Origin of the sequence: Arundinibacter roseus (genome assembly GCF_004348825.1) — a bacterium.
In the GTDB taxonomy this organism is placed as follows: domain Bacteria; phylum Bacteroidota; class Bacteroidia; order Cytophagales; family Spirosomataceae; genus Arundinibacter; species Arundinibacter roseus.
Genome location: NZ_SMJU01000023.1, coordinates 1 through 21,832 on the forward strand (window position 1 = coordinate 1; position 21,832 = coordinate 21,832).

A 21,832-nucleotide genomic window follows, 5' to 3' on the forward strand; every position below is an offset into this window, starting at 1 on the left:
TACAATTGGCTGAAAAACACCCTGCAAAACATCGCTACGATTAATCATAAAGACATTGCCGATCTGTTTCCGCAAAATTTTAGCAAAGGTCAGTAATTAACTATTATGTAGTTGGTAGGCCGGATACCTTGTAGCAGCCGCTTACGTTAAATATCCTAATGCTAAGAGCAATTTCAGTTAGCGAAGCCAGAGGTTGATTTTGTAGAAGCCCCTGGTCTGGTATTTGATCTGCGGAGGAGTGATCCGCCCGACCCGTATAAATTGGAGTCGGAGTCAAATCGTACCGTTCGTCACTAGTATAGTTGTCAAGTTTCAGGGCTATTGTGGCGTTGGATAAATCGGTTCCATTACATAGTAGTTCTGCTGTTACATTTGATTTATTCACACATTTGAACCCAAAATCCAAATTAAACATATTCTCTCCTTGAACAGGGGCAACAAACGGAATTACAGCATGACCCATTTGTTCAAGTGCATCATTATCAATATCTTGTCTTAGTTCTTTTGCAGATGGAGCAATTTGTAAAAGACCATATGGCTCTTGCTGTAACGGAATACGAAGTTCATACTTTTCTCCTGGGTTTAGACCCCTGGTTAAAAATCGGCTGTCAAAGTAATAAATACCAAGGCTATCGGTTTGTGTCGTTGCAATTAGATTCGATTCTCGCCACAAACCTACTTTAACATTTGACAAACCAACTTCATCCGCATCCTGTAAACCGTTTTCATTACAGTCCTGCCATACCCGGTGGCCCAAAAGTGTAGGTGGAGCTGCCCCTAATACCTCTACATCACCTATATGATTACTCTTGCGACCCACAAATTCCGTTGTAGAATTTTGTTGATATGCTACTAAACTACCCACTTTCTTACCAGTTACGTTATCATAAGCGCTAATCCCGGCTGAATTGTACTCGGCTATGGGCTCGCGACTACTGACTAATACCAAGCCGTTATTAGGTAAAATGGCAAGGCCACCCATCCCATTCTCCTGGTGATAAGTCGTCTGACCTACGGAAAAAATATCTTCAAAATAGAATTCGCCCCCCTGTGGCCCCTGTTCATTATTGTGCCCTTTGCTTTCATTTCTACCCACGCTGGCATTTGCCTCCAAGCTGAAATTTTTTCTCTTGGGTGTTGCTCTTAAAACATCGCCTGCTGAAATAACTATGGTTTGTTTCCACTGACCATCAGATGTACCCTTGCCAGAAGCCATTTGATGACCTAGACGATCCATCAGGCCAATTATAAGACTACCATCGGAGTCAAATTCAATATCTGAAAGGATGGGTTGTGGATGTACTGCCCACCATGCGGGCTCTTTAAGCATAACCTCCTTAGGATTGTCAGTCCATGCAAACCAATTTCCTATCCCATATTCAACTGTCCCTCTTTCATAGTTAAGAGGAAAAGAAATCACTTGGGCCATTTTCCTGGTCTCGGGGTCAAAAGAATGAACATAACCTATCAAATCCTTGGATTTACCTGAACGTTGAGCATCGCACACACCACCAACATAAACCTTATCTTTATAAGATTTGACCGCAAAAGGGCGGTAGGTTCCACCCCTACATCTGGGTACCGCAAGATCAAAGCTGTTAAGATCTTTTGAAGTAGGAGCTTTGTCATTGTCTGGTAATTGAAGGGAATACAATTTTCTATCAAATAGACTAACGGTATATAATATACGTTTGTTTTTGGATAAATCAATTCCCCCAAGTCCCATCTTTCCCACGAGAGGAAACATTAAAGAGTCATTCATTGGGCTCTCGAATCGGGAGGATAAATCACGTACTAAATCTTTTGGACCCGTGTTTCCTCCTAAGGAATCTAAAGAAGCAAAAGGAATAGTTTTCCCTGTCAAAAGATTGGTCTTGTAGATTCCACCTGAACCTAATGGTCCAAACCCACTGTGTCGCTTAGCTAGCGCTGCAGAGTAGAGCAAATTGTGTGACCTATCATAGGTGAGCCCCCAAATACAACCTGTATACTTGGGGCTAATTTGTATTCTATCATCTCTTACTAGGGAATCAGACATGAGGATACGGATAGTACTTATTCCTAATGAATCTATTCTGCTGTCTGTATGATCGCCCATTGGCTGTATACTAACGGCAATTTTTGGCGACTCACTTACATAAGCAGTTGGTTGATACAAACCTAGATCTATTACCTCTCTCCGCCTTCCATCAATGAATCGGTTAAGATATTGGCCAATTGTAGGATGGAAACCTACTGGCAAACCTTCAAATTCAATTCGGAGTGGCTGCGGTGGTATACCCGAAAGAGAATAGAGCCCAATTGTGTCCGTTAAGGAAGTTCCTAACAATTGGCCCATACGGTCGTACGCTAAAACCTTTATCTGGCTAATGCCTTTTTCAGATGGACTATCGTATTTCCCATTTGCGTTTAAGTCCTGGTAGGCACGCCCCCCCACTTGCGCCAATGCATTTTGGCAAAGTAAGCCCGCAGCAACCGTAAGGATGCAGGGCAAAAGTTTTTGTTTCATAAAGATTATGCGATATGAAAAGAGTTATTGATGGAAAATCACAATAGAAATTCGGAAATGAAATATATAATTAATATAAATTGTATCTAAAATTATTTTTCAAGGGAATACGATATGTATTGATATATGTAGCTCCTTAATAAATATTATTACAAAATGCTATCTTTAAGCATTTAAATACTAAAACCAAAATTTTTAATAACTATCCTTTATTCGTTTTAATTTGCAAGTATATAAAATACTTGCCTACTAAGGTATGGTTAAGTGCACAATCTACTGTACCTTGCTAAAATGCAAGATATTTTTAATTTAATTATCATATAATGCCTCATAATCAATTAGTTATGCCTTAACTATTTTAAAATATCGCAAGAAGGGACATATATGTATTTACAAGTCCTTATTTATCTAAATATCTATTATTCAGATAGTAAATTAAAAGGTATTGGCTACCCATATTACCGTCAAATTCATTAGTACACTTTTAGAATACCTAATCAATACTCATTTTTTTGTATAATTTTGGCACATTATAGAAACCAAAAGTTAATATGGGTTTCACAACTCCAAAACTGAATTTAAAGGATTGATATTAAAATTTCAGCCTTTATTTATGACAAAATTAGGTTATTCGCCACATTTGATGCAAGGGTAAAAAGACCTCAAAAAGACCTCAAAAATTGAGGTCTTTTTGAGGTCTTTTTACCCTATCTTTAAAAGATACTCAATCACCAAAATTTTTATGATGGTGATTTACCAGTGTGCTGCATGTATAATTCCCTCAAATAATTGCGATTACGACGAGCATAACGAGCTAATACATGCGGGCCTTTTTGTTGCAGCCTGTCACTAATTCGGTTTCGATAGTTTTTGACACTCTTGATTGATACAGATATTCTTTCAGCAATATCTTGGTTATCAAGGTCGTCAGCTAGCAAAAGTAGCACCTCCCATTCTCGATGGGTGAGTTGATGCCAACTGGATGAGTCATAATGTGGAACTGTAAAATCACGCATAAAAGTACTATTAGGTTAAAAATTAGTGAGGCTCCTAAATGTTTTAGTATGTGTACCTTTACCTTTGCGCACAAGCATTGGTTACAATTTATGATAAATCATCAATAACAATGCCAGTTTGTCTGTTTTGTGTCCATTATTTACTTCTATTAACTAAATTCTAAACAGATCACAAATAACCTTCGGTTCTGAGCAGTTGCATTTGAATACTTTATAGTTGAATGATCCTCATGCTATTGTAATAATGGCCAGTGATTTCAAATAGATAAGGATTTAGTTCTTTTCAGACACTCGATTGAGGTTTTCTTTTAGATGTGCGGAATACTGCGTAACTAGAATAATTACATAGCTCTAAGCCACATAAACTATTAATTTTGAGTCGGTTGCAGCTATTTAGGGAGTAAGTAATATCGGATGATATGTGAGGCATTTGATTTTTCGAATTAAATGCATAGCAACATACAATGTTCACTTTTGCCCCATCGCTTCCGAGGATACTGTTAGATTGATGACTATAATTTCAGCAGCAGTTTTCTCCTCTATATTGAGCATTATTGCTATTTCAGCTTTCAAGAGTGCTCTCTAGCTAGGTCTTTTCTATCCCCAGTGTACCCTTTTATACTTTTTGCACCCTTCCTCGCTACGGTCCAAAAAAAACTCGTATAAATTTGTCAGGTGATTCAAGAGTAAAGAAAAATGGCCCTAAGAAGTTAGAGTATCAACAGTGCATCTTCAATTTCCATAGTCGTGTTATGTTAAGTAGAATAGTCACTGAATGTCTAAAAAAATCACTTAGAAGCTTAAACTTGGCCTGCCTGCGCCCAGAAAGGTCCATACCGTGATCAGAAAACCAAATATATACCTGCAGCAAGGCACGAAATAGTATTCTTACTTATCCCAACATTTACTTAAATAAGTAAATACTTACGTTTTACGTCATAGTAGAAATGCTTCTCCACGTAACACTCCAATTTTGTTGTTCGACATAAAAGTGTTTACGTTAATCCAACCAACAAATACTTATTTAAGTAAATAAGTATTTGTTGGTTTAAGTATTTACTTACCTTTACACCCACAAGCAATCTGATTATCTAATGATTATATCTGTAACTAGCCTAAAAGGGGGTGTTGGTAAATCAACACTATCACAAAATCTTGCCGTATGCTTTGCTCATGCGGGTTATAAAGTGTGTATCCTGGATGTTGATACGAACCAAAGTGCTATACGCTGGTCAGGTTTGCGCCCGGACGACGCTCCTGCGATTCCTGTATTTGGGCAGCCGGATGGTATAGAACTTTCAAAAAATGCGAAACATTTGAGTAAGGACTACGACATCATTCTCATTGATGGTACTCCTTCGCTCAATAAGGTAACTAGCAAGATTATCCTACTGGCAGACCTGCTGTTGATTCCAATCTTGCCTAGCGGTCTCGATATATGGGCAACTGAGCAGTTCTTAGAACGATACCATGATGCAGAAGCAGAACGAGAAAAAAAGCTACCAGCTTACTTTTTGATGAATCAGTTTCAGCCCAATACAAACCTTTCAAAGGAGGTTCGGGAAGTCCTGGAAGACACGGAAATTCCAGTCTTGAAGAATACACTAAAAAATCGTACAGCTTATCGAGAGGCCGTAATTAAAGGACTTGGCGTGATTGAATATAAAGACAAGAAAGCCCAGGAAGAGCTTGTAGCTCTATACAATGAAATTTCAAAAATTATGAAAAAGATCAAGTAAGCACCAATTAAAAAGACAAAACCATGGCAAAGGAAAAATTAGGCTTAAAAGAGACGCTGGGCCTGAGCCCCAGGCAGAATATAAAAAAAACAGTTATTGATGTCGAAAAAACGGAGAAAGCAGTGAAGGAGCTCCATTCTACCGGTAAAAAGGAGATCACCCGCCTAAGCGTTGATATTGACAAAGAGCTTTTCAAAAAAATGAAAGTAAAGCTGGCGCAAGAAGGTATGACAGTCCGTGATTACGTGCTGAGTTTGATTGAAGCAGATATACTTAAATAAGTAAATAAGTATATGTGTGTTTAAGTATTTACTTAAACACACATATACTTACACTACCTTTTTATATTTATATACTTGGTTATCAGTAATTTTAGCTGGTTAAACCCGCTCTGATTGCTAGAATGAAACCAAATAAATCTATCAGTTTGCCATCGTACAATCCTCAATTCAATATTGCTTTACTCAATTTATGATCAGTTATTTCTTACTTCAAGCAACGAGATACGCCGGTTAGGATTTGAATATGAGAACAAATGCTAGAAAAGTCAGATATAGAACTCCATGAAAGAAGGCCAATAAAGAGAAAACAAATATACATATAAGACAAATAAGTAAATTTATCACGTCAAGAAATCTACACTGACTACATGAAATAGCCAATAAATTATGACCCCATAAAAGTCGTTTTTAGCATAAAAACGGACAAAAGAACCATAATTCGGACAAATACAGGAAAAAACCGACAAACTGCGACAAATACCGACAAAAGGAGTGTTTATCAAAAAATCTTTACTCCGCAGGCCCAAAAAAAGTTTTTTTTTAAAAAAGTGCCTCATTTTGGAGCATGATAACGTAATCGGCTAATTATCAAGTGATTATGTATTATGATATTCTAACTGCTAGTTTGTCATTCACAAATTTTGATTGCGAAAGTGTATCCAATACAAACATTTAAATCATAATGTATTGAATATCAAAAGATTATAGAGACAAAAACGACTTTTATGGGGTCGGCGCAAAAACTTTCTTTCTTTACAGACAGTCAAAAGGAAGTCCAATGACTGTGTCAATTGTGATCGATTCTTGAAAAAGTACTAATTGGATCGATTCTCTTCAACAGCTAAATTTTTATTTTTTTTACTAAAATTTTAAAAAAAACACTGTTTGTTTCTTTCTTTTACCTTTCCTCTCTTTCCTAACTTTCCTCCTTCGTAACCTATTGAAAATCAGTATGGTTAACAGTGTTAAAAACGACTTTTATGGGGTTAAAAACGACTTTTATGGGGTCAAAAACGACTTTTATGGGGTCAAAAAACGACTTTTATGGGGTCAAAAAACGACTTTTATGGGGTCAAAAAACGACTAAGAAAAAAATAAGTCGTTTTTCTGGTATTAAATAAAATACTCTCTTACTTTTGTTCTACGACTACCGATGAGTATGAGTCGTTTTAAACACATCAGGATTCATGGAAGAAAAAAGAGATAAGGCATTACTTTCAATTGCGAACGATCCCCACAGATTAATCAAAACCAATCCAATCATCAATGCGCGGTTTGATATAACTGCTGTGCAGCTAAAAGTCTTCTTAAAAATTATTGCTAGCATAGATCAAAGCCTGGACGATATTCCGGAGATAAAGCTTTCGGTCAAAGAGATTACGAAATTCATTGGGAGCGGCTCCAAAAACATTCATACTTACTTGCAGGAGGAGCTTAGTAAGCTCCGCAAGAAAGACATCAACTATGAGGATGAAAACATCCGATTGGAGTCTAATTTTATTAACACAATTGTCTATCACAAGAAAGAGGGATACTTTACTTTCGAGATTCCCAGCAAGATCAAACCCTTCATTTTACAGATCAAAGAGAACTTCACGGTGATAGATATACGTAATATTATGCACCTGGATAGCGTATATTCCATACGCTTCTATGAGTTTTGTAAGGAGTACGAACGCTTTAAGGGCTTTGAGTATGAGCTGGAGGAGTTGAAGAGAATATTTGGAATTGAGAATAAGTACAAGAACTACTACGATTTCAAATTAAAAGTACTTAACCAAGCGCGGAATGAGCTTATAAAAAACTCAGAGTTGTACTTTGACTATGAAGAAGTAAAGGCAGGCAAAAAAGTAATCAAGCTGCGTTTCAAGATAAGGAAGAATAAAAAACAAGTACTAACCGACGTAGATCCGCAGATACAGGAGATTTTAGAGCTTGTAAAAGAGTACGTCCCGGAATCCGTGGTAAAAGCCTGGTTCGACAAGTACTCATATGAGCAAATAAAAAAAGGGGTAGAATATGGGCTAGGAAAGCTCAACGGAGGGAAGGTGAAGGATGTGGCCGCGTACATGCAGAAAATGGTCTCTATGCCCGAATTTGTGGATAGTGAGAAGGTATTGAAGGAGCAGAAGGCAACGAAGGCCAAGCAAAAGAAGGCGGAAAAGGAAATTTCACAACTTAGTCATGAGAATGTTGAGAAACTAAAAGAAATGGTCTACCAGGAAAAAGTGGCTATTTTTAGAAGCCTCACTCAGGAAGATTTGAGTATTCAGGAGCAATTGATTGTTAAACTCCGGGGAGGCTATTTTAAGTCTACGTACAAGGATAATCTGAGCTTTTCGGAAAACCTGAAAGATCCAATGTTGGAGGGAATGTTGGTGGGAGTCGCTCAGGACCTTTTTCCACAAGCATTTTTATCAATTGCTTCACGGGAGATAGAAATAAAAAAAATGGAAGATGGGTTTTAGCATTTGGTTGCCCCTAATGTAGTCATTTAAAACGTTAAAATTTGATTTTATATCGTTTTAAATACGTTTTAATTACTTTAATAGAGATTGTAAAACGAATTTCCTGTTATGAAAAGATCAGGATTGACTCCATCTCTAAAACAAGCCTTCCCTGCTGCTCTCCCACATCAAGGAGCTATCCCAAATCTGTATTTTGGCACCGGGAGAGATCTCTGACATTAAGCAATAAAATCTCCTCACAGTGAATGACAAGGTCTGGAATGGCAATTGAGCTCAGAGAGCCGCGGGGAAAATTGCACCTTTTAATAGTTAAGCCTCACCTAAGAAAGAGTGGCAAGCCAACTTGGCTTGCCACTCTTTCTTAGGTATTATCAAAACAAAATTTTAATTTAACCCCTTTATCCGCAACCCGAGTTAGAATAATGATTCTCAAAGTATTCTTGCGGAACCTTCTTATAAGGCAATCGAAATTTTGGATGAGTCAGGAACTCCCACCAAAGCCAAAATTTAAGCGGATTAATCCGGAATGCTCTGTACACGATGGCATCAGGCTGTTTGCATTCTTTCTTGTAATAATCAAACCATCTAAGTACCTCATCATAATTTCTTCCCTTACTCTTGATCTCACTCTCAATGAACACGAGATCATCTGAAACATAGATATATTCGTAGGAAAAAAACATTTCCAGCAGCGGCTTGATTGGGGGTAGATTTGAAATAATCAAAAATAATCCCAAGATCAGTAACAATTTTTTATTATTTCTAAACATGATTAGTGTTGATTTAACAACCACCCTGTTTTTGGGTTGGATAGCCAGCGGTTGTACTGCGTGTCATGTTTGGTGCCAGAGACATACTTCTGATGTCTTCTCCTAAATCCGAAGGGTTGAGACCACCTCCACCCCACCAACTTCCTGAGGTTTGAGGAAGTGAGATTTGGTAGGAGGAACATGCATCCAAAACGTAATCTGTGCAGTTGTTGTTATTGAGATTATAAGTGTTTTCAGCAGTTGCGATAAGTTGGTCAACTATTCCATCAAACTGATTTTTAGACACTTGAATTTCAAGTTTGACGTCATATCCGCGAGTGTCAGCTCTAACATGTCCAGATACACTAGGATTTAAGGGAGTGACTATTCCATTGGGATAGAATCCTACATTCCTCACGATCTTCTGGCCACCGTACATCATTTCGAGACCAATAAAAACATGGCCTGGTGAGGAGTCAGATGAACTTAACCCTATAGTTCTTGTGCCTGGTCTTACCTGATCTACGTAAACGACTACTTTGTAAGCGCTTCCTGAACTTGAATTCATTTTGAAGCAGTCCAATTCTGTCCTAATATTGATTCCAGGTCCACTACCATCTATCTGATAGAGATACTGCCCATTGGTATTGTAGTTGTTGGTTATGTATGAAGGGCTGGACACTGTGGGAGGGGGCGTCACGCCATCAGAACCATGATCGCTTTGTTCACAAATATAATAGACCTCCGAATACATATAGGTTGGTGCGTAACAGTTTCCATTTACGCATGCAATCGACCACCACTCAACCTCGTATTCATGATACTGAGAGCTTCCGCAGGGGTTAGAGACTACCCTTGCATTTTTTAGTTTCGGACTGAGCTTGCCCGTAATTTTGCCATTTTTATAAGTGAAGCCTTCTATAAAGTTGCCATCGAGGTCAGTAACCGTAAGCATTCCAGAAAACTCTTTCGTGAGGGTCTTTCCGTTTTTCTTCTGGTCGTTTTCATCAGGCATAATATTGTGTACCTGGTACTCGAATCCACCCAGTTTGTTCTTCCATATTATTAGTCGGGAAGAAAAATTGATTTCTTTTCCAGGAGTCTTTTTTTTCTGCTTAGAATCACCAAATGAAATTGCTGGGATGTCGTTCATATATTTTAGAGGAACGATCACTACTTGCCCAACTTCTGCCGTATTTCGGGGTACGGCAAAATTCCAAACGGCCTCTTTATTCCAGGCTCCGTTGGCATTTGTGCGGGCGTTTCTTTTGGTAGCTGTAACGACAGAACCTTGAAACCAGGTTTTAGCTTCAGCTACGGTAAATTCTTTGGCGTTGGCTTGATTGCCAACCTGGACGGGAGACCTTGGTTCAAGGTCTTTGCAGCTCAGTAGTGAAGCCACAGTAAGCAGGACGACAAGAATTGCATTGAGTGCTTTCATTTCCTCTTTTCGTTTGGTTGATAGGCAAATATCGGCTAATCGAAATGCCTGCTACTTGACAAAAATCAAAAAATGATTAGTAAATCAAAAAAATCAGGATTTAATATTTCGCCCTGATTCGACTCAATGTTTCCTGAGTGACATTTAGGTAAGAAGCAATATAGCTCAATGGGATTCTTTGCAGGGCGCGAGGTTCCTGGCGAAGTAATAACTGGTACCTTTCCTCGGCAGAATGGAAGATAATCATTTTCATTCTCTGGTCAAGAAGAAGATAGTTTTGGGTGACCAGTAGTCGACCCAATCTTTCGAGTAGGGGGTAATCCAAAAACGATTGTTCGATTATATCATATTGAACGGTGTGCAGAACCGAATCTTCGAGTAACTCGATATTGTAGATTGTCTTATCTGCCGTGAATAGACTGTCAATACAGCTGACAATCATGCCTTCAAGGCCAAACCAGCCCGTAATTTCTTTATCATCTTTATGATAATAAACACGAGCGCATCCTTTTTCAATAAAATAAAATTTCCTGCAAACAGAGCCTTCCCGCTGCAGGATGGTTTTCTTTTTGATTAATCTTTTGCTTACAGCGCTTTGAACAAGGATACTTGTTCGCTCGTCGAGTGGAACAAGTTGATTCAGAAATTCTAAAAAAACACTCATAAAAAAATAGGCATCATTCGTTAATCTAGAAATACTATTAATTTTCCCCTAGTTTATTATATAGGTTGTACAATAGGCTGAAAGAGATTTTTAAATAAACTAAAAAATCAACCAATTATGCTTAATGTAAGAATATGTTAATGTTAATTTTTTTCAAATTTTCTCCACACATCTGCTTTTTAATTCGGTAATTTGAGGAGCACTGTATATAACGAATTTTGGTTTCAACTACCCATTCGTGTCAAAAGTAAAATAGGAATTCAAAAATGGCATTTGATTTTCCGAACTGAGGGTTAAATTAAAAGAAAGGAAAAAAAGGTCACGACTTCCACGTAGACATTTGTTTTTTGCCTGTGGTTGTATGCCGGAACCTAATGGCTCAGAAATCTACCTGTCAGCGTTATTGTGTCAATCCATTTAAACTTTACTATTGATTTCAACGCATAGTTAGCAACTATTTCATATTCTATTCTGAATTCGTGCAAAAGCCGGATGCACAATCACTTCGGCCCCCTTTATTATCCACATGGGCAGCAAGGCCTGAGATAGCTGCCCATCTGCTTATGATTTCGTCAAATGATAACACTCCTAATTCTGTATTCTATGATCCTTCCAGCTAAGGAAACAGGGGGTGTTACAGGGGTGTTACAAAGGTGTTACAGGGGTGTTACACCTGCCGGTTCAGGGTGTTACAAGGGTGTTACACCCCCTGTTACAATTGAATAGCCCGATTTAGGCAGAGTAATTGGGCTTTTAAGGGTATTTTACACGCAATTTTCGGTACATACGTATCACATTTGCCTTCGTATGGGCCTATTCACTGGGCTTGATCTTCAATTCTGCCTATACAATTAGCTGAAACGGGTCAGGAGATGGGAGAGGAGCAACATCAGCAGCACATTTTAGAATGAAAAGGGCCTCAGATTTGGTTTCTTTTTTAGTGGCCGGGGCTACCTTAATAGGTTATCTAAGTGTCGACTCCTCCCGGAAATTCTCCACAGCTAGTTTAAAGCTACTTTTTCTAAAAGTTCTTACCGGTATTCCCGTAAAAGGCTCTGAATTTACCCTGAATCAGAGAAATGAATCCATCCGCCTTTTTAACACGGTCCGAATCTGTTGTGATTCATTGCAGAGAATATAACTGACTGCTTGTAATCTCGGCTGTGAATCACTGTATTCGCAGCTCCGACTCACAGACGTGGTCCAATGAATCAGTGCTATAATTTGTGTATTCGTTGCGATCCAAGCAAAGAGTGGTATTTCCGGTCCGAATCTGTTGTGATTCATAGCTGAAAATACAACCGATTGCTTGTAATCACAGCTGCGAATCAGAATGAATTCGCTACCTGCACCTCTTTCTGAGCGAAATACAGTAACTACCTATAAACCAGCTGTGAGTCACTGTATTCGCAGCTCCGACTCACAGCCGTGGTCCAATGAATCAGTGCTAAAATTTGTGTATTCGTTGCGATTCGAACGAAGGGGGGTATTTCCGGTCCAAATCTGTTGTGATTCATAGGGTTTGTCTGCTCTGATTCTCTATACGCCAGCAATGAATCAGAGGGCAAAAGCCATCGAATCAGGAAGCGAACCAGTACTTACGAAGAACGGATCGCATTGCTGCATCAGTCAGCGATGTAGTCAAATGAGATTTCACCTTGTAATACAAAAAATGGTAGGGGGATAAATAGCGAAGTTCCTGTATGGCCACCCGGCAGATGGAGCATATCACCCAGTTGAAACACATCAAATTGGTAATTCTTGCTATCAACGGACAAGTCCCCTTTTCTCTCTCCCAACGAGCTTTTCAGCATTGAGTAACTCTCCAAGAAGTCTATCTTTGCCCCTTTACGTACCTATTGCAAAATACCCAACTCACTTACCACGACCTATGGCCGTTAAAAAATCCGAATTATATAGCTCACTCTGGGCAAGTTGCGACGAACTGCGGGGTAGTATGGACGCCAGCCAATACAAAGACTACGTGTTGGTGATGCTGTTCATGAAGTATGTTTCCGATAAGCAGGACCCTCTTATTGAAATTCCTGCCGGAGCAAGTTTTTCCGACATGATTCAGCAGAAAGGCAAGCCCGACATCGGCGACAAGATCAACAAAATCATCGGCGCTTTTGCCCAGGCCAACGGCCTGACGGGCGTCATCACCGTAGCCGATTTTAACGATCCCGAAAAACTGGGGCGAGGTAAAGAAATGGTAGACCGGCTTACCAATCTGGTTTCTATTTTTGAAAAACCTGAATTGGATTTCAGCGACAACCGTGTTGAAAACGACGATTTACTGGGCGACGCCTACGAGTATCTCATGCGCCACTTTGCCACTGAAAGCGGCAAGAGCAAAGGCCAGTTTTATACACCCTCCGAGGTTTCGCGGGTGATGGCCAGGGTTATTGGCATTGAGAGGTCTCAAAGTCAGTCAGAGACAATCTATGACCCTACCTGTGGTTCGGGTTCGCTGCTGCTAAAAGCCTCTGATGAAGCCCCGCACGGCATCACCATCTACGGACAGGAAAACGACAATGCTACCCGTGCCCTGGCCGTCATGAATATGTGGCTGCATGGCAACGCCGACGCCGAGATTGTGCAGGGCAATACGCTCGCGGCTCCGCAGTTTACCGACGAAGCCAATAGTCAGCTCAAAACCTTCGACTACGCCGTTGCTAACCCCCCGTTTAGCTATAAGTCATGGATGAACGGGTTGGATCCTACTAACGATCCCTACGGCCGCTTTGACGGTTACGATGCCGCACCACCCAAGAAGAACGGCGACTTCGCTTTTTTGCTCCACCTGATCAAATCGCTTAAATCTACTGGCAAGGCCTGCATCGTTTTGCCGTTGGGGGTACTCTTCCGGGGCAATGCCGAGGCAGACATCCGAAAGAAGTTGATTCAACGGGGGTACATCAAAGGCATCATCGGTCTGCCGCCTAACCTGTTCTACGGCACGGGTATTGCGGCATCGCTCCTGGTGATTGATAAATCTGACGCCGCCCGCCGGACGCACATTTTTATGATTGATGCCAGCCGGGGTTTTATCAAGGATGGGAACAAGAACCGCCTGCGCGAGCAGGATATTCACCGCATGGTGGATACTTTTAACCAGCAAATCGAAATTCCGAAGTATTCACGGCTGATTCCACTGAGCGAAATTGCGGATCCAAAAAACGACTATAACCTCAATATTCCTCGCTACATCGACAGCCAGGAAGAAGAAGATGTGCAGGACATCGAAGCCCACTTGCTGGGAGGCATTCCTACACGTGACGTGGATGCCCTGCAAAAATACTGGACCGTCTACCCGTCTCTGAAAGCTGAACTGTTTGAGCCCATACCCAGCCGTGCGAACTACTATCAGCTGACCACCCCCATTGCCGACATCAAAAACCGGATCTTCCACCATCCGGAGTTTACGGCCTTTGGCGAGCAGATGAACGCCGTCTTTGAACACTGGAAACAGGAAACCATTTCCTACGCTAAGGGGCTGAATACGGGCTTCAAACCCAAGGAAGAAATTCATCAGCTATCGGAAAAACTACTGCGGCAGTATGCCAACCGGCCCCTGACCGACCCTTATGCCATGTACCAACACCTGATGGACTATTGGTTTGAGATCATGCAGGACGATTTCTATGAGCTGACCGCCGATGGCTGGCAGGCTGGAAATCAGGTAAAACGCCTGGAAAAGAAAACACAAAAGGGCGACAAGGAGGTAGTAAAGCAAATACCAGGTATGGAAGGCCTCGAAGGTCGACTCATTCCGCCGGCGCTGATGGTGCAGGAATACTTTGCCGCCGAGCAGGAAGCTATTGACGCGCTGGAAGCCGAAGCTGAAACCCTGAACGCCAGCATGGACGAACTCCGCGAAGAGCACGGCGGCGAAGATGGCCTGCTGGCTAACGCCGTGGACGACAAAGGCAAGATAAGTAAGGGTAACCTTGCCAGGGCTATCAAGGAGCTGGGCAAGCGTACCGACGACAACGCCGACGAGTATGACCTGCTACAAACCTACCGCAAGGCCATGGAGGCCGAGAAAAAGGTACAGGACCGCATCAAGCTGGCGCAGATTATGCTCGAACGCCAGGTGATTGAACAGTATCCACAGCTGGAACTGGAGGAGATAAAAACCGTAGTAGTGGAGAAGAAGTGGATGGCAAGTATTGAGCAGCGTATCGGTACCGAGATGGACAACATCAGTCACCGTCTTACGCAGCGCATCAAGGAGCTGGCCGAACGCTACGAAACGCCCCTGCCCGACTTAGAAACATCGCTGGGCGAGATCGAGCAGCGGGTGAAGGGGCATTTGACAGCGATGGGGTTTTAGGGATATTCTTTTCATAAATTGTCTACGCAGTGCGTAGACAATTGAGCGGGTCTTACCCTCGAATGTTTATCTATCTGTTTTGACGAGCTTAACCCTAAAACCTTACCAATGACTTTCGAACAGCTAATCAGCACCTTAGAGAGCACCCATTACGACCTTTCGGCGCGAGCCAGCCAGCAAGTGAATACCGCTTTGACAGTACGCAACTGGCTGATTGGTTACTATTTGGTCGAGTTTGAGCAAAACGGTGACGACCGGGCCATGTACGGACAGCGGCTTATGGAACGTACTGCCGAGCGGTTGTCGGCCATCAAGGGCATGACCATTACGAACCTGCGAAACTTCCGACAGTTTTACCTGACCTATGGCTGGTTTATGCCCTATGTGGTTCAGGAAATGAAGTTGGGACCAATTCACCAGACGCCGTCTGGCGAATTGGGAACTGCCCAAAACAAAGAAGATGAACACTTGAAAATGTCGCCCAGCCGGTTACTGAATACGCTTGCCTTCTCGCATTTTATTGAGCTGATCCGTTTGGACTCGGAACTAAAACGAAGATTCTACGAAATAGAAACCATTAAAAACGGCTGGAGCGTGCGGGAGTTAACGCGGGCGACTACCACCCTGTTGTTTGAACGCACGGGGCTTTCTACCGACAAAGCTGCTGTGATTGGTCGTATAGCAGAGGGACAGCTCGGCATCCCGTCCGACCAGATGCGGAATCCTTATGTGCTAGAATTTCTGAATCTGACTGAGAGAGCCGAGTACTCCGAGAATGATCTGGAAACATCGATTTTGAATCACTTACAGGAATTCCTGACCGAACTGGGGCGGGGGTTCTGTTTCGAGGCTCGTCAGCGGCGCATCACCTTCGGCAACACTCACTACAAGATCGACCTGGTTTTCTACCATCGAATCCTGAAATGCCACGTTCTGATTGACCTCAAAATTGGTCGGTTCGATCATGGCGATGCGGGCCAGATGAACCTCTATTTGAACTACTACCGGGAAAACGAAATGACCGAAGGCGATAACCCGCCCGTAGGCCTTATTTTGTGTGCCGACAAAGACGACAGTCTGGTGCGGTACGCCACGGGCGGAATGGCCAACGAGTTGTTCGTGTCGAAATACCAGTTACAGCTTCCTGATCGGCAGACGTTGCTGAATCTGATTCAGCAGGATCTCGAAGCGTTCGGTGAAGTTTGACGAGCGTCGCAAATTAGTACCAAATGTGCGACAGAAACGGCAAAATAAATGTACTTATAGGTTTGATTATCAATAGAGTACAAAAAACAAAAACGCGCGGGGGTACTGGCATATTTAGTGCCGATGAATGAGCTTGAATTTTTGAAAATAGAAAAACGTATCAATAGCCTGCCATGGTAGAAAATAGAGTAGTACAAGCTGAATTTAAGGAAACCGAAGTGGGGTTAATTCCGAGTAATTGGGAAGTAAAAAAATTAGGAACATATTTAATTCAAAACCCTGATTACGGAATCAATGCAGCAGCAGTAACTTACAATCAAGGATTACCGGTTTATTTGAGAATTACAGATATTTTAGAAAATGGTAAGTATTCAAAAGCAAACGTAGTTTCGGTTGATAGTGTTGACTCAGGATCATATTTTCTAAATGAAGGAGATCTTGTTTTTGCGAGAACAGGAGCAAGTGTTGGTAAAACTTATCTTTATGATAAAAAAGACGGTGAACTTGTTTTTGCTGGTTTTTTAATTAGAGTTAGAACTAACCAGAAAATCCTTTTACCTACATATCTATTTTTCTTTACACAAACGAAGTACTATTGGAATTGGATTGCAGCGAATTCAATGAGAACTGGGCAACCAGGCATAAATGGTAAGGAATACAAGGAGTTACTAATCCCCCTGCCCCCCACACTAGCGGAGCAAACGGCCATTGCCACGGCCTTGAACGATGCCGACGCGCTCATTACCCAACTGGAAAAACTCATCGCCAAAAAACGAGCCATCAAGCAAGGCGCCATGCAGGAGCTGCTCAAACCCAAAGAGAGGTGGGAGGTGAAGAGGTTGGGGGAGATATTCGAGTCAAGTCAGAGCAAGCCTTCCATTAAAAGTGAAACACCAGTTGTTTTTTTGGGAATGGAGGATGTATCAGAAGAGGGAAAAATTCTTAATCAACATATATTTTCTTATTCACAAGTAAAAAAAGGGCTTTCTTTTTTTAGAAAAGATAATGTCTTAGTTGCGAAAATAACTCCATGCTTTGAAAATGGTAAAGGCGCTTGTTTGGATACGCTTAAAACGGACTTAGGATTTGGTAGTACAGAGTTCCATGTACTGCAAATTAATGAGAAATCCATACCTAGATTTGTTTTCTATCATACGCAAACCAAGGAATTTAGAAATCAATTAGAGTTAGAAATGACAGGTACAGCTGGTCAGAAGAGGGTTCCAATCAAATCAATCATTAACTACGATATTTCCCTGCCCTCGCTTGCCGAACAAACCCAAATCGCCCAAACTCTTTCCGACATGGACGTAGAAATAGAGGCTTTGGAAAAGAAACTAGCCAAGTACCAGCAGCTCAAACAGGGCATGATGCAGAACCTGCTCACGGGAAAAATCAGGCTGGCATAAGCTACCATTCCCCAGCAAACCCTAAACCCTCAACGAAAAACCACCTACCCCCACCATGAGCAGAATCGGCAAAATAGAACGGGAGACGCAGAACCGGCTGGTCCGGCTGTTTCAGAGCGAACTCGGGTACCGCTACCTGGGCAACTGGGAAGACCGCGCCCACAACAGCCACATAGAAGCGGAGCTCCTCACCGCCCACCTCAGCCGGCGGGGCTACCCGCCCACCCTGATCACCAAGGCCCTCTACGAGCTCGACAAGGTAGCCAACGACCAGGGCAAGAGCCTCTACGACGTCAACAAGGAAGTCTACTCCCTGCTACGCTACGGCATCAGCGTGCAGCCCGAAATCGGCCAGAACCGCCAGACCGTCTGGCTCATCGACTGGCAGCAACCCCAGGCCAACGATTTTGCCATTGCCGAAGAAGTATCCGTGGTTGGCAAACACAAAAAACGCCCCGACCTGGTTCTGTATGTCAATGGCATTGCGCTGGGCGTCATCGAGCTCAAACGCAGCACAGTATCCATTTCCGAAGGAATCCGGCAAAATCTCGATAATCAAAAGCAGATTTTCATCAAATCATTCTTCTCTACCATTCAGTTGGTCATGGCCGGCAACGACACCGAGGGGCTTGCCTATGCCGGTATCGAAACCCGGGAGAAGTACTTTCTGCGCTGGAAAGAAGTAAACGAGGAAGAAAACCGGGAGCATCCCTACCTGCTGCAACTAACCCAACCCCTGCGCCAACGCGCCGCCACCTACGCCTACCCACTCGATCGTAACGTGGTGGAGCTGTTGAACAAAGAGCGCTTTCTGGAAATCATCCACGACTTTGTGGTCTACGACCGGGGTCAGAAGAAGCTTTGCCGACCCAACCAATACTTTGGTATCAAGGCCGCCCAGGACTTTGTAAAACGCCGCGAGGGGGGTATCCTGTGGCATACGCAGGGCAGCGGCAAAAGCCTCACCATGGTGTGGCTCACCAAGTGGATCCGGGAGTATAACCCCAACGCGCGCATCCTGATCATCACCGACCGCGACGAGCTCGACGAACAGATTGAAAAAGTGTACAAGGGCGTACAGGAAGACATTTACCGCACCAGCAGCGGGCGCGACCTGCTCACCAAGCTCCATGCCACATCCCCGCTGCTGATGTGCTCGCTGATTCATAAGTTTGGCGGAAAGGAAGAAGTGGACGAGAACGACATGCAGAAATACCTGGCCGAGCTAAAAAGCAGCATTCCTACCGACTTCCGGGCCAAGGGCGACCTGTACGTATTTGTGGATGAATGCCACCGCACCCAAACCGGCAAGCTGCATCAGGCCATGAAGCAGTTCATGCCCAATGCTGTATTCATCGGTTTTACGGGTACGCCTTTGCTCAAATCCGACAAACAAACCAGTCTGGAAGTATTTGGGCGGTACATTCATACGTACAAGTTCAACGAAGCCGTCAAGGACAAGGTTGTACTGGATTTGCGTTACGAAGCCCGCGACATTGAGCAAAAAATTAGCTCCGAAGAGCGAATAGACGAATGGTTTGAGCTCAAAACCCAGGGCCTTACCGACTACGCCCGGGCAGAACTCAAACAGAAGTGGGGTACCTTAAAAAAAGTGTTCAGCTCAAAGTCTCGTTTGGAGAAAATCGTGATGGACATCGTGATGGACATGGCCCGGAAAGATCGCCTGCAAAATGGTCGGGGAAATGCCCTGCTGGTATCCGACAGTATTTACAACGCCTGCCGCTACTACGAGCTGTTCCGTAGCGCCGGCCTGAAAGAGGTAGCCATTGTGACATCCTTTGTGCCTACGTCAGCCGATATTAAAGGAGAAGAAACCGGAGAAGGTTATACGGAGAAATTGCAGCGCTACGAAATCTACCGCCGCATGCTGGCCGACTACTTCAACGAAGACGCGGATACGGCCCTGGGAAAGGTGGAGGAGTTTGAGAAGCAGGTTAAGAAAAAGTTTGTGGAAGAACCCGCCCAAATGAAGCTATTAATTGTGGTGAACAAACTTCTCACCGGTTTTGACGCACCTTCGGCTACCTATCTGTACATTGACAAGAAACTCCGCGACCACGGGCTGTTTCAGGCCGTATGCCGCGTAAATCGTTTGGACGGAGACGACAAAGAGTACGGCTATATTGTTGACTACATGGATTTGTTCAATAGTCTGGAAGCAGCGTTTTACGATTTTACGACCGAAGCTTTGGGCGGCTACGACAAGGAGGATATTGAAGGCCTGCTAAAAAACCGCCTGACCAGCGGCAGAGAACGACTGGACGAAGCCCTGGAAGCCATCAAAGCTTTGTGTGAGCCCGTTGAGCCGCCCCGGGGCGATCTGGAACACAAGCATTACTTCTGCGGCAACAGCAGCAATCCAGACGACCTTAAAGATACCGAGCCCCGCCGGGAGATGTTGTACAAACTCACCGTGCAGCTCATTCGTGCCTACGCCAACATTGCCGACGAAATGAAGGAAGCAGGGTACAGCGAGCGGGAAATTGAAGCCATCAAAGCAGACGTAAAACACTTTGAAAACCTACGCCAGGAAATTCAGCTGGCCAGCGGCGACTACATTGACCTGAAACAGTACGAGCCCGCCATGCGGCATTTGCTGGATAGCTATATTGGCGCAGAACAAAGCCGGATGCTGGCCAACTTCGACGATTTTAGCCTGGTAGAGCTGCTGGTACAACGAGGCGAAAAAGCTCTGGAAACATTACCTGACGCTACCCGCAGGAACAAGGAATCGGTGGCCGAAGTAATAGAGAACAACCTGCGGTCTGTAATTATCGAAGAAAGCCTGGCCAACCCCGCCTACTATGAAAAAATGAGTACCTTGCTCAAAGAGCTCATCCAGATGCGGAAAGACGCAACCCTTGAATACGAGGAATATTTAAAGAAAATCATTGCCCTGGCTGGTCAGGTAAAAGCTCCCGGTAGCACTAACGCCTACCCGCCTATGGTAAATACGGATGCCAAGCGGGCCTTTTACGATAACCTCGGCAAAAACGAAGAACTGGCCCACGATTTGGATCAGAAAATCCTGACCACTAAAAAAGACGGCTGGCGAGGCAATCCTCAAAAAACCAAAGCCGTAAAATACGCGATTGAAGAAGTACTGGATAGACACGAAGTACAGGAGCCCAGCGCCGATTTTGTGCTGGACCTGGTGATGAAACACAAGAATGAGTACTAAAAAAAGCATTGATCGGGAGCAGATCACCATCAGCAATATTACGATTGACATTGTCCGAAAGGACATCAAAAACATCCATCTTGCGGTATACCCACCCTCGGGGCGCGTCCGGATTGCGGCCCCTTTGCAGGTGAAGGACGATGCCATCAGGCTATTTGCCATTTCAAAACTAAGCTGGATTCGTCGCAATCAACGCAAGTTTGCCGAGCAGGAGCGCCTTCCGGCCCGGGAATACAAGCAGCGGGAAAGTCATTACTTTCAGGGCAAGCGCTACCTGCTTCGTATCCATGAAGCCGACTCCCCGCCCAGGGTTGTTCTCCGCAACAAAACTTACCTGGATCTATACGTTCGTCCTGGGACTCCTCCCGAAAAGCGACACGAGGTCATGACACGCTGGTACCGCACCCAGCTCAAAAAGCAGATTCCGCCCCTGATTGAGAAGTGGGAGAAAATCATGGAGGTATGCCTGAACGGCTGGCAGATTCGGCAGATGAAAACCCGCTGGGGCTCCTGCAATCCCGACCAAAAGCAGATCCGTCTAAATCTGGAACTAGCCAAAAAGCCCGACACCTGCCTTGAATACATCCTGGTCCACGAAATGGTCCACCTGTTGGAGCGCCACCACAACGACATATTCGTGGCCTACATGGATAAGTTCCTACCCAATTGGCGGCAGTTAAAGGTGGAGCTGAACAAGCTGCCAGTTCGGCATGAGGAGTGGGGGTATTGAAGGAGGGTAGAAAACACACTGAGTGATTTTAAAAAGAGGAGTGGCTCATATCCGTACGATCCGAGTGCCGAAGCGAATGTGG

The 21,832-nt window shown here is 43.4% G+C and carries 12 protein-coding genes; 8 read left to right on the top strand and 4 right to left on the bottom strand.

Going from position 1 to position 21,832, the window contains the following annotated elements; translation table 11 throughout:
• Window positions 1-103 precede the first annotated feature (103 nt).
• Both EZE20_RS22990 and EZE20_RS22995 read right to left on the bottom strand, forming a co-directional pair.
• Entirely contained in the window at window positions 104-2,509 is a 2,406-nt protein-coding gene (locus EZE20_RS22990) for an SdrD B-like domain-containing protein (protein WP_132122205.1), read from the bottom strand.
• A 740-nt stretch (window positions 2,510-3,249) separates the two neighbouring features.
• Entirely contained in the window at window positions 3,250-3,525 is a 276-nt protein-coding gene (locus tag EZE20_RS22995; RefSeq protein WP_132122207.1) for a LuxR C-terminal-related transcriptional regulator, read from the bottom strand.
• Window positions 3,526-4,619: 1,094 nt separating this feature from the next.
• Between EZE20_RS22995 and parA the strand changes: the two genes are divergently transcribed.
• The 3 genes from parA to EZE20_RS23010 all read left to right on the top strand — a co-directional run bounded on the left by parA (window position 4,620) and on the right by EZE20_RS23010 (window position 8,013).
• Window positions 4,620-5,264 carry a ParA family partition ATPase gene (gene parA / locus EZE20_RS23000; RefSeq protein ID WP_132122209.1) on the top strand — a complete coding sequence of 215 codons (645 nt, stop codon included), beginning with the start codon at window positions 4,620-4,622 and terminating at the stop codon, window positions 5,262-5,264.
• Between the two features lie 23 nt (window positions 5,265-5,287).
• On the top strand, window positions 5,288-5,545 hold the full coding sequence (locus tag EZE20_RS23005) for a hypothetical protein (RefSeq protein ID WP_132122211.1): 258 nt from the start codon (window positions 5,288-5,290) through the stop codon (window positions 5,543-5,545).
• Window positions 5,546-6,732: 1,187 nt separating this feature from the next.
• Window positions 6,733-8,013 (top strand): replication initiation protein, encoded by a 1,281-nt coding sequence (locus tag EZE20_RS23010; protein WP_132122213.1) that lies wholly within the window; start codon window positions 6,733-6,735, stop codon window positions 8,011-8,013.
• Window positions 8,014-8,796: 783 nt separating this feature from the next.
• On the opposite strand, the gene EZE20_RS23015 is transcribed toward EZE20_RS23010, so the two are convergent.
• Both EZE20_RS23015 and EZE20_RS23020 read right to left on the bottom strand, forming a co-directional pair.
• The gene (locus EZE20_RS23015; protein WP_132122215.1) at window positions 8,797-10,203 is read right to left on the bottom strand and encodes a hypothetical protein; all 1,407 of its coding nucleotides are present in this window, start codon (window positions 10,201-10,203) and stop codon (window positions 8,797-8,799) included.
• 100 nt (window positions 10,204-10,303) lie between these two features.
• Entirely contained in the window at window positions 10,304-10,867 is a 564-nt protein-coding gene (locus EZE20_RS23020) for a Crp/Fnr family transcriptional regulator (RefSeq protein WP_132122217.1), read from the bottom strand.
• Window positions 10,868-12,758: 1,891 nt separating this feature from the next.
• Here EZE20_RS23020 and EZE20_RS23025 point away from each other — a divergent pair.
• From EZE20_RS23025 to EZE20_RS23045, 5 genes are all read left to right on the top strand, one after another.
• Window positions 12,759-15,203 (top strand): type I restriction-modification system subunit M, encoded by a 2,445-nt coding sequence (locus tag EZE20_RS23025; RefSeq protein WP_132122219.1) that lies wholly within the window; start codon window positions 12,759-12,761, stop codon window positions 15,201-15,203.
• Window positions 15,204-15,311: 108 nt separating this feature from the next.
• Complete coding sequence (locus EZE20_RS23030; RefSeq protein ID WP_132122221.1) at window positions 15,312-16,409, top strand: PDDEXK nuclease domain-containing protein; 1,098 nt, start codon at window positions 15,312-15,314, stop codon at window positions 16,407-16,409.
• Window positions 16,410-16,582: 173 nt separating this feature from the next.
• Window positions 16,583-17,818, top strand: a complete 1,236-nt coding sequence (locus tag EZE20_RS23035) for a restriction endonuclease subunit S (RefSeq protein ID WP_132122223.1) — start codon at window positions 16,583-16,585, stop codon at window positions 17,816-17,818.
• 55 nt (window positions 17,819-17,873) lie between these two features.
• Window positions 17,874-21,020 (top strand): type I restriction endonuclease subunit R, encoded by a 3,147-nt coding sequence (locus EZE20_RS23040; protein ID WP_132122225.1) that lies wholly within the window; start codon window positions 17,874-17,876, stop codon window positions 21,018-21,020.
• Window positions 21,010-21,750, top strand: coding sequence for a M48 family metallopeptidase (locus EZE20_RS23045; protein ID WP_132122227.1), 741 nt, complete (start codon window positions 21,010-21,012; stop codon window positions 21,748-21,750). The genes EZE20_RS23040 and EZE20_RS23045 overlap by 11 nt, the downstream gene beginning before the upstream one ends.
• The last annotated feature ends 82 nt before the right edge of the window (window positions 21,751-21,832 follow it).

What these genes read in the sequence shown, in the direction of transcription:
- EZE20_RS23035 (WP_132122223.1), top strand. Translation starts at nt 16,583, where the DNA reads ATGGTAGAAAATAGAGTAGTACAAGCTGAATTTAAGGAAACCGAAGTG.
- EZE20_RS23025 (WP_132122219.1), top strand. Translation starts at nt 12,759, where the DNA reads ATGGCCGTTAAAAAATCCGAATTATATAGCTCACTCTGGGCAAGTTGC.
- EZE20_RS23040 (WP_132122225.1), top strand. Translation starts at nt 17,874, where the DNA reads ATGAGCAGAATCGGCAAAATAGAACGGGAGACGCAGAACCGGCTGGTC.
- EZE20_RS22990 (WP_132122205.1), bottom strand. Translation starts at nt 2,509, where the DNA reads ATGAAACAAAAACTTTTGCCCTGCATCCTTACGGTTGCTGCGGGCTTA.
- EZE20_RS23030 (WP_132122221.1), top strand. Translation starts at nt 15,312, where the DNA reads ATGACTTTCGAACAGCTAATCAGCACCTTAGAGAGCACCCATTACGAC.
- EZE20_RS23015 (WP_132122215.1), bottom strand. Translation starts at nt 10,203, where the DNA reads ATGAAAGCACTCAATGCAATTCTTGTCGTCCTGCTTACTGTGGCTTCA.
- EZE20_RS23005 (WP_132122211.1), top strand. Translation starts at nt 5,288, where the DNA reads ATGGCAAAGGAAAAATTAGGCTTAAAAGAGACGCTGGGCCTGAGCCCC.
- EZE20_RS23010 (WP_132122213.1), top strand. Translation starts at nt 6,733, where the DNA reads ATGGAAGAAAAAAGAGATAAGGCATTACTTTCAATTGCGAACGATCCC.
- EZE20_RS23020 (WP_132122217.1), bottom strand. Translation starts at nt 10,867, where the DNA reads ATGAGTGTTTTTTTAGAATTTCTGAATCAACTTGTTCCACTCGACGAG.
- EZE20_RS23045 (WP_132122227.1), top strand. Translation starts at nt 21,010, where the DNA reads ATGAGTACTAAAAAAAGCATTGATCGGGAGCAGATCACCATCAGCAAT.
- parA (WP_132122209.1), top strand. Translation starts at nt 4,620, where the DNA reads ATGATTATATCTGTAACTAGCCTAAAAGGGGGTGTTGGTAAATCAACA.
- EZE20_RS22995 (WP_132122207.1), bottom strand. Translation starts at nt 3,525, where the DNA reads ATGCGTGATTTTACAGTTCCACATTATGACTCATCCAGTTGGCATCAA.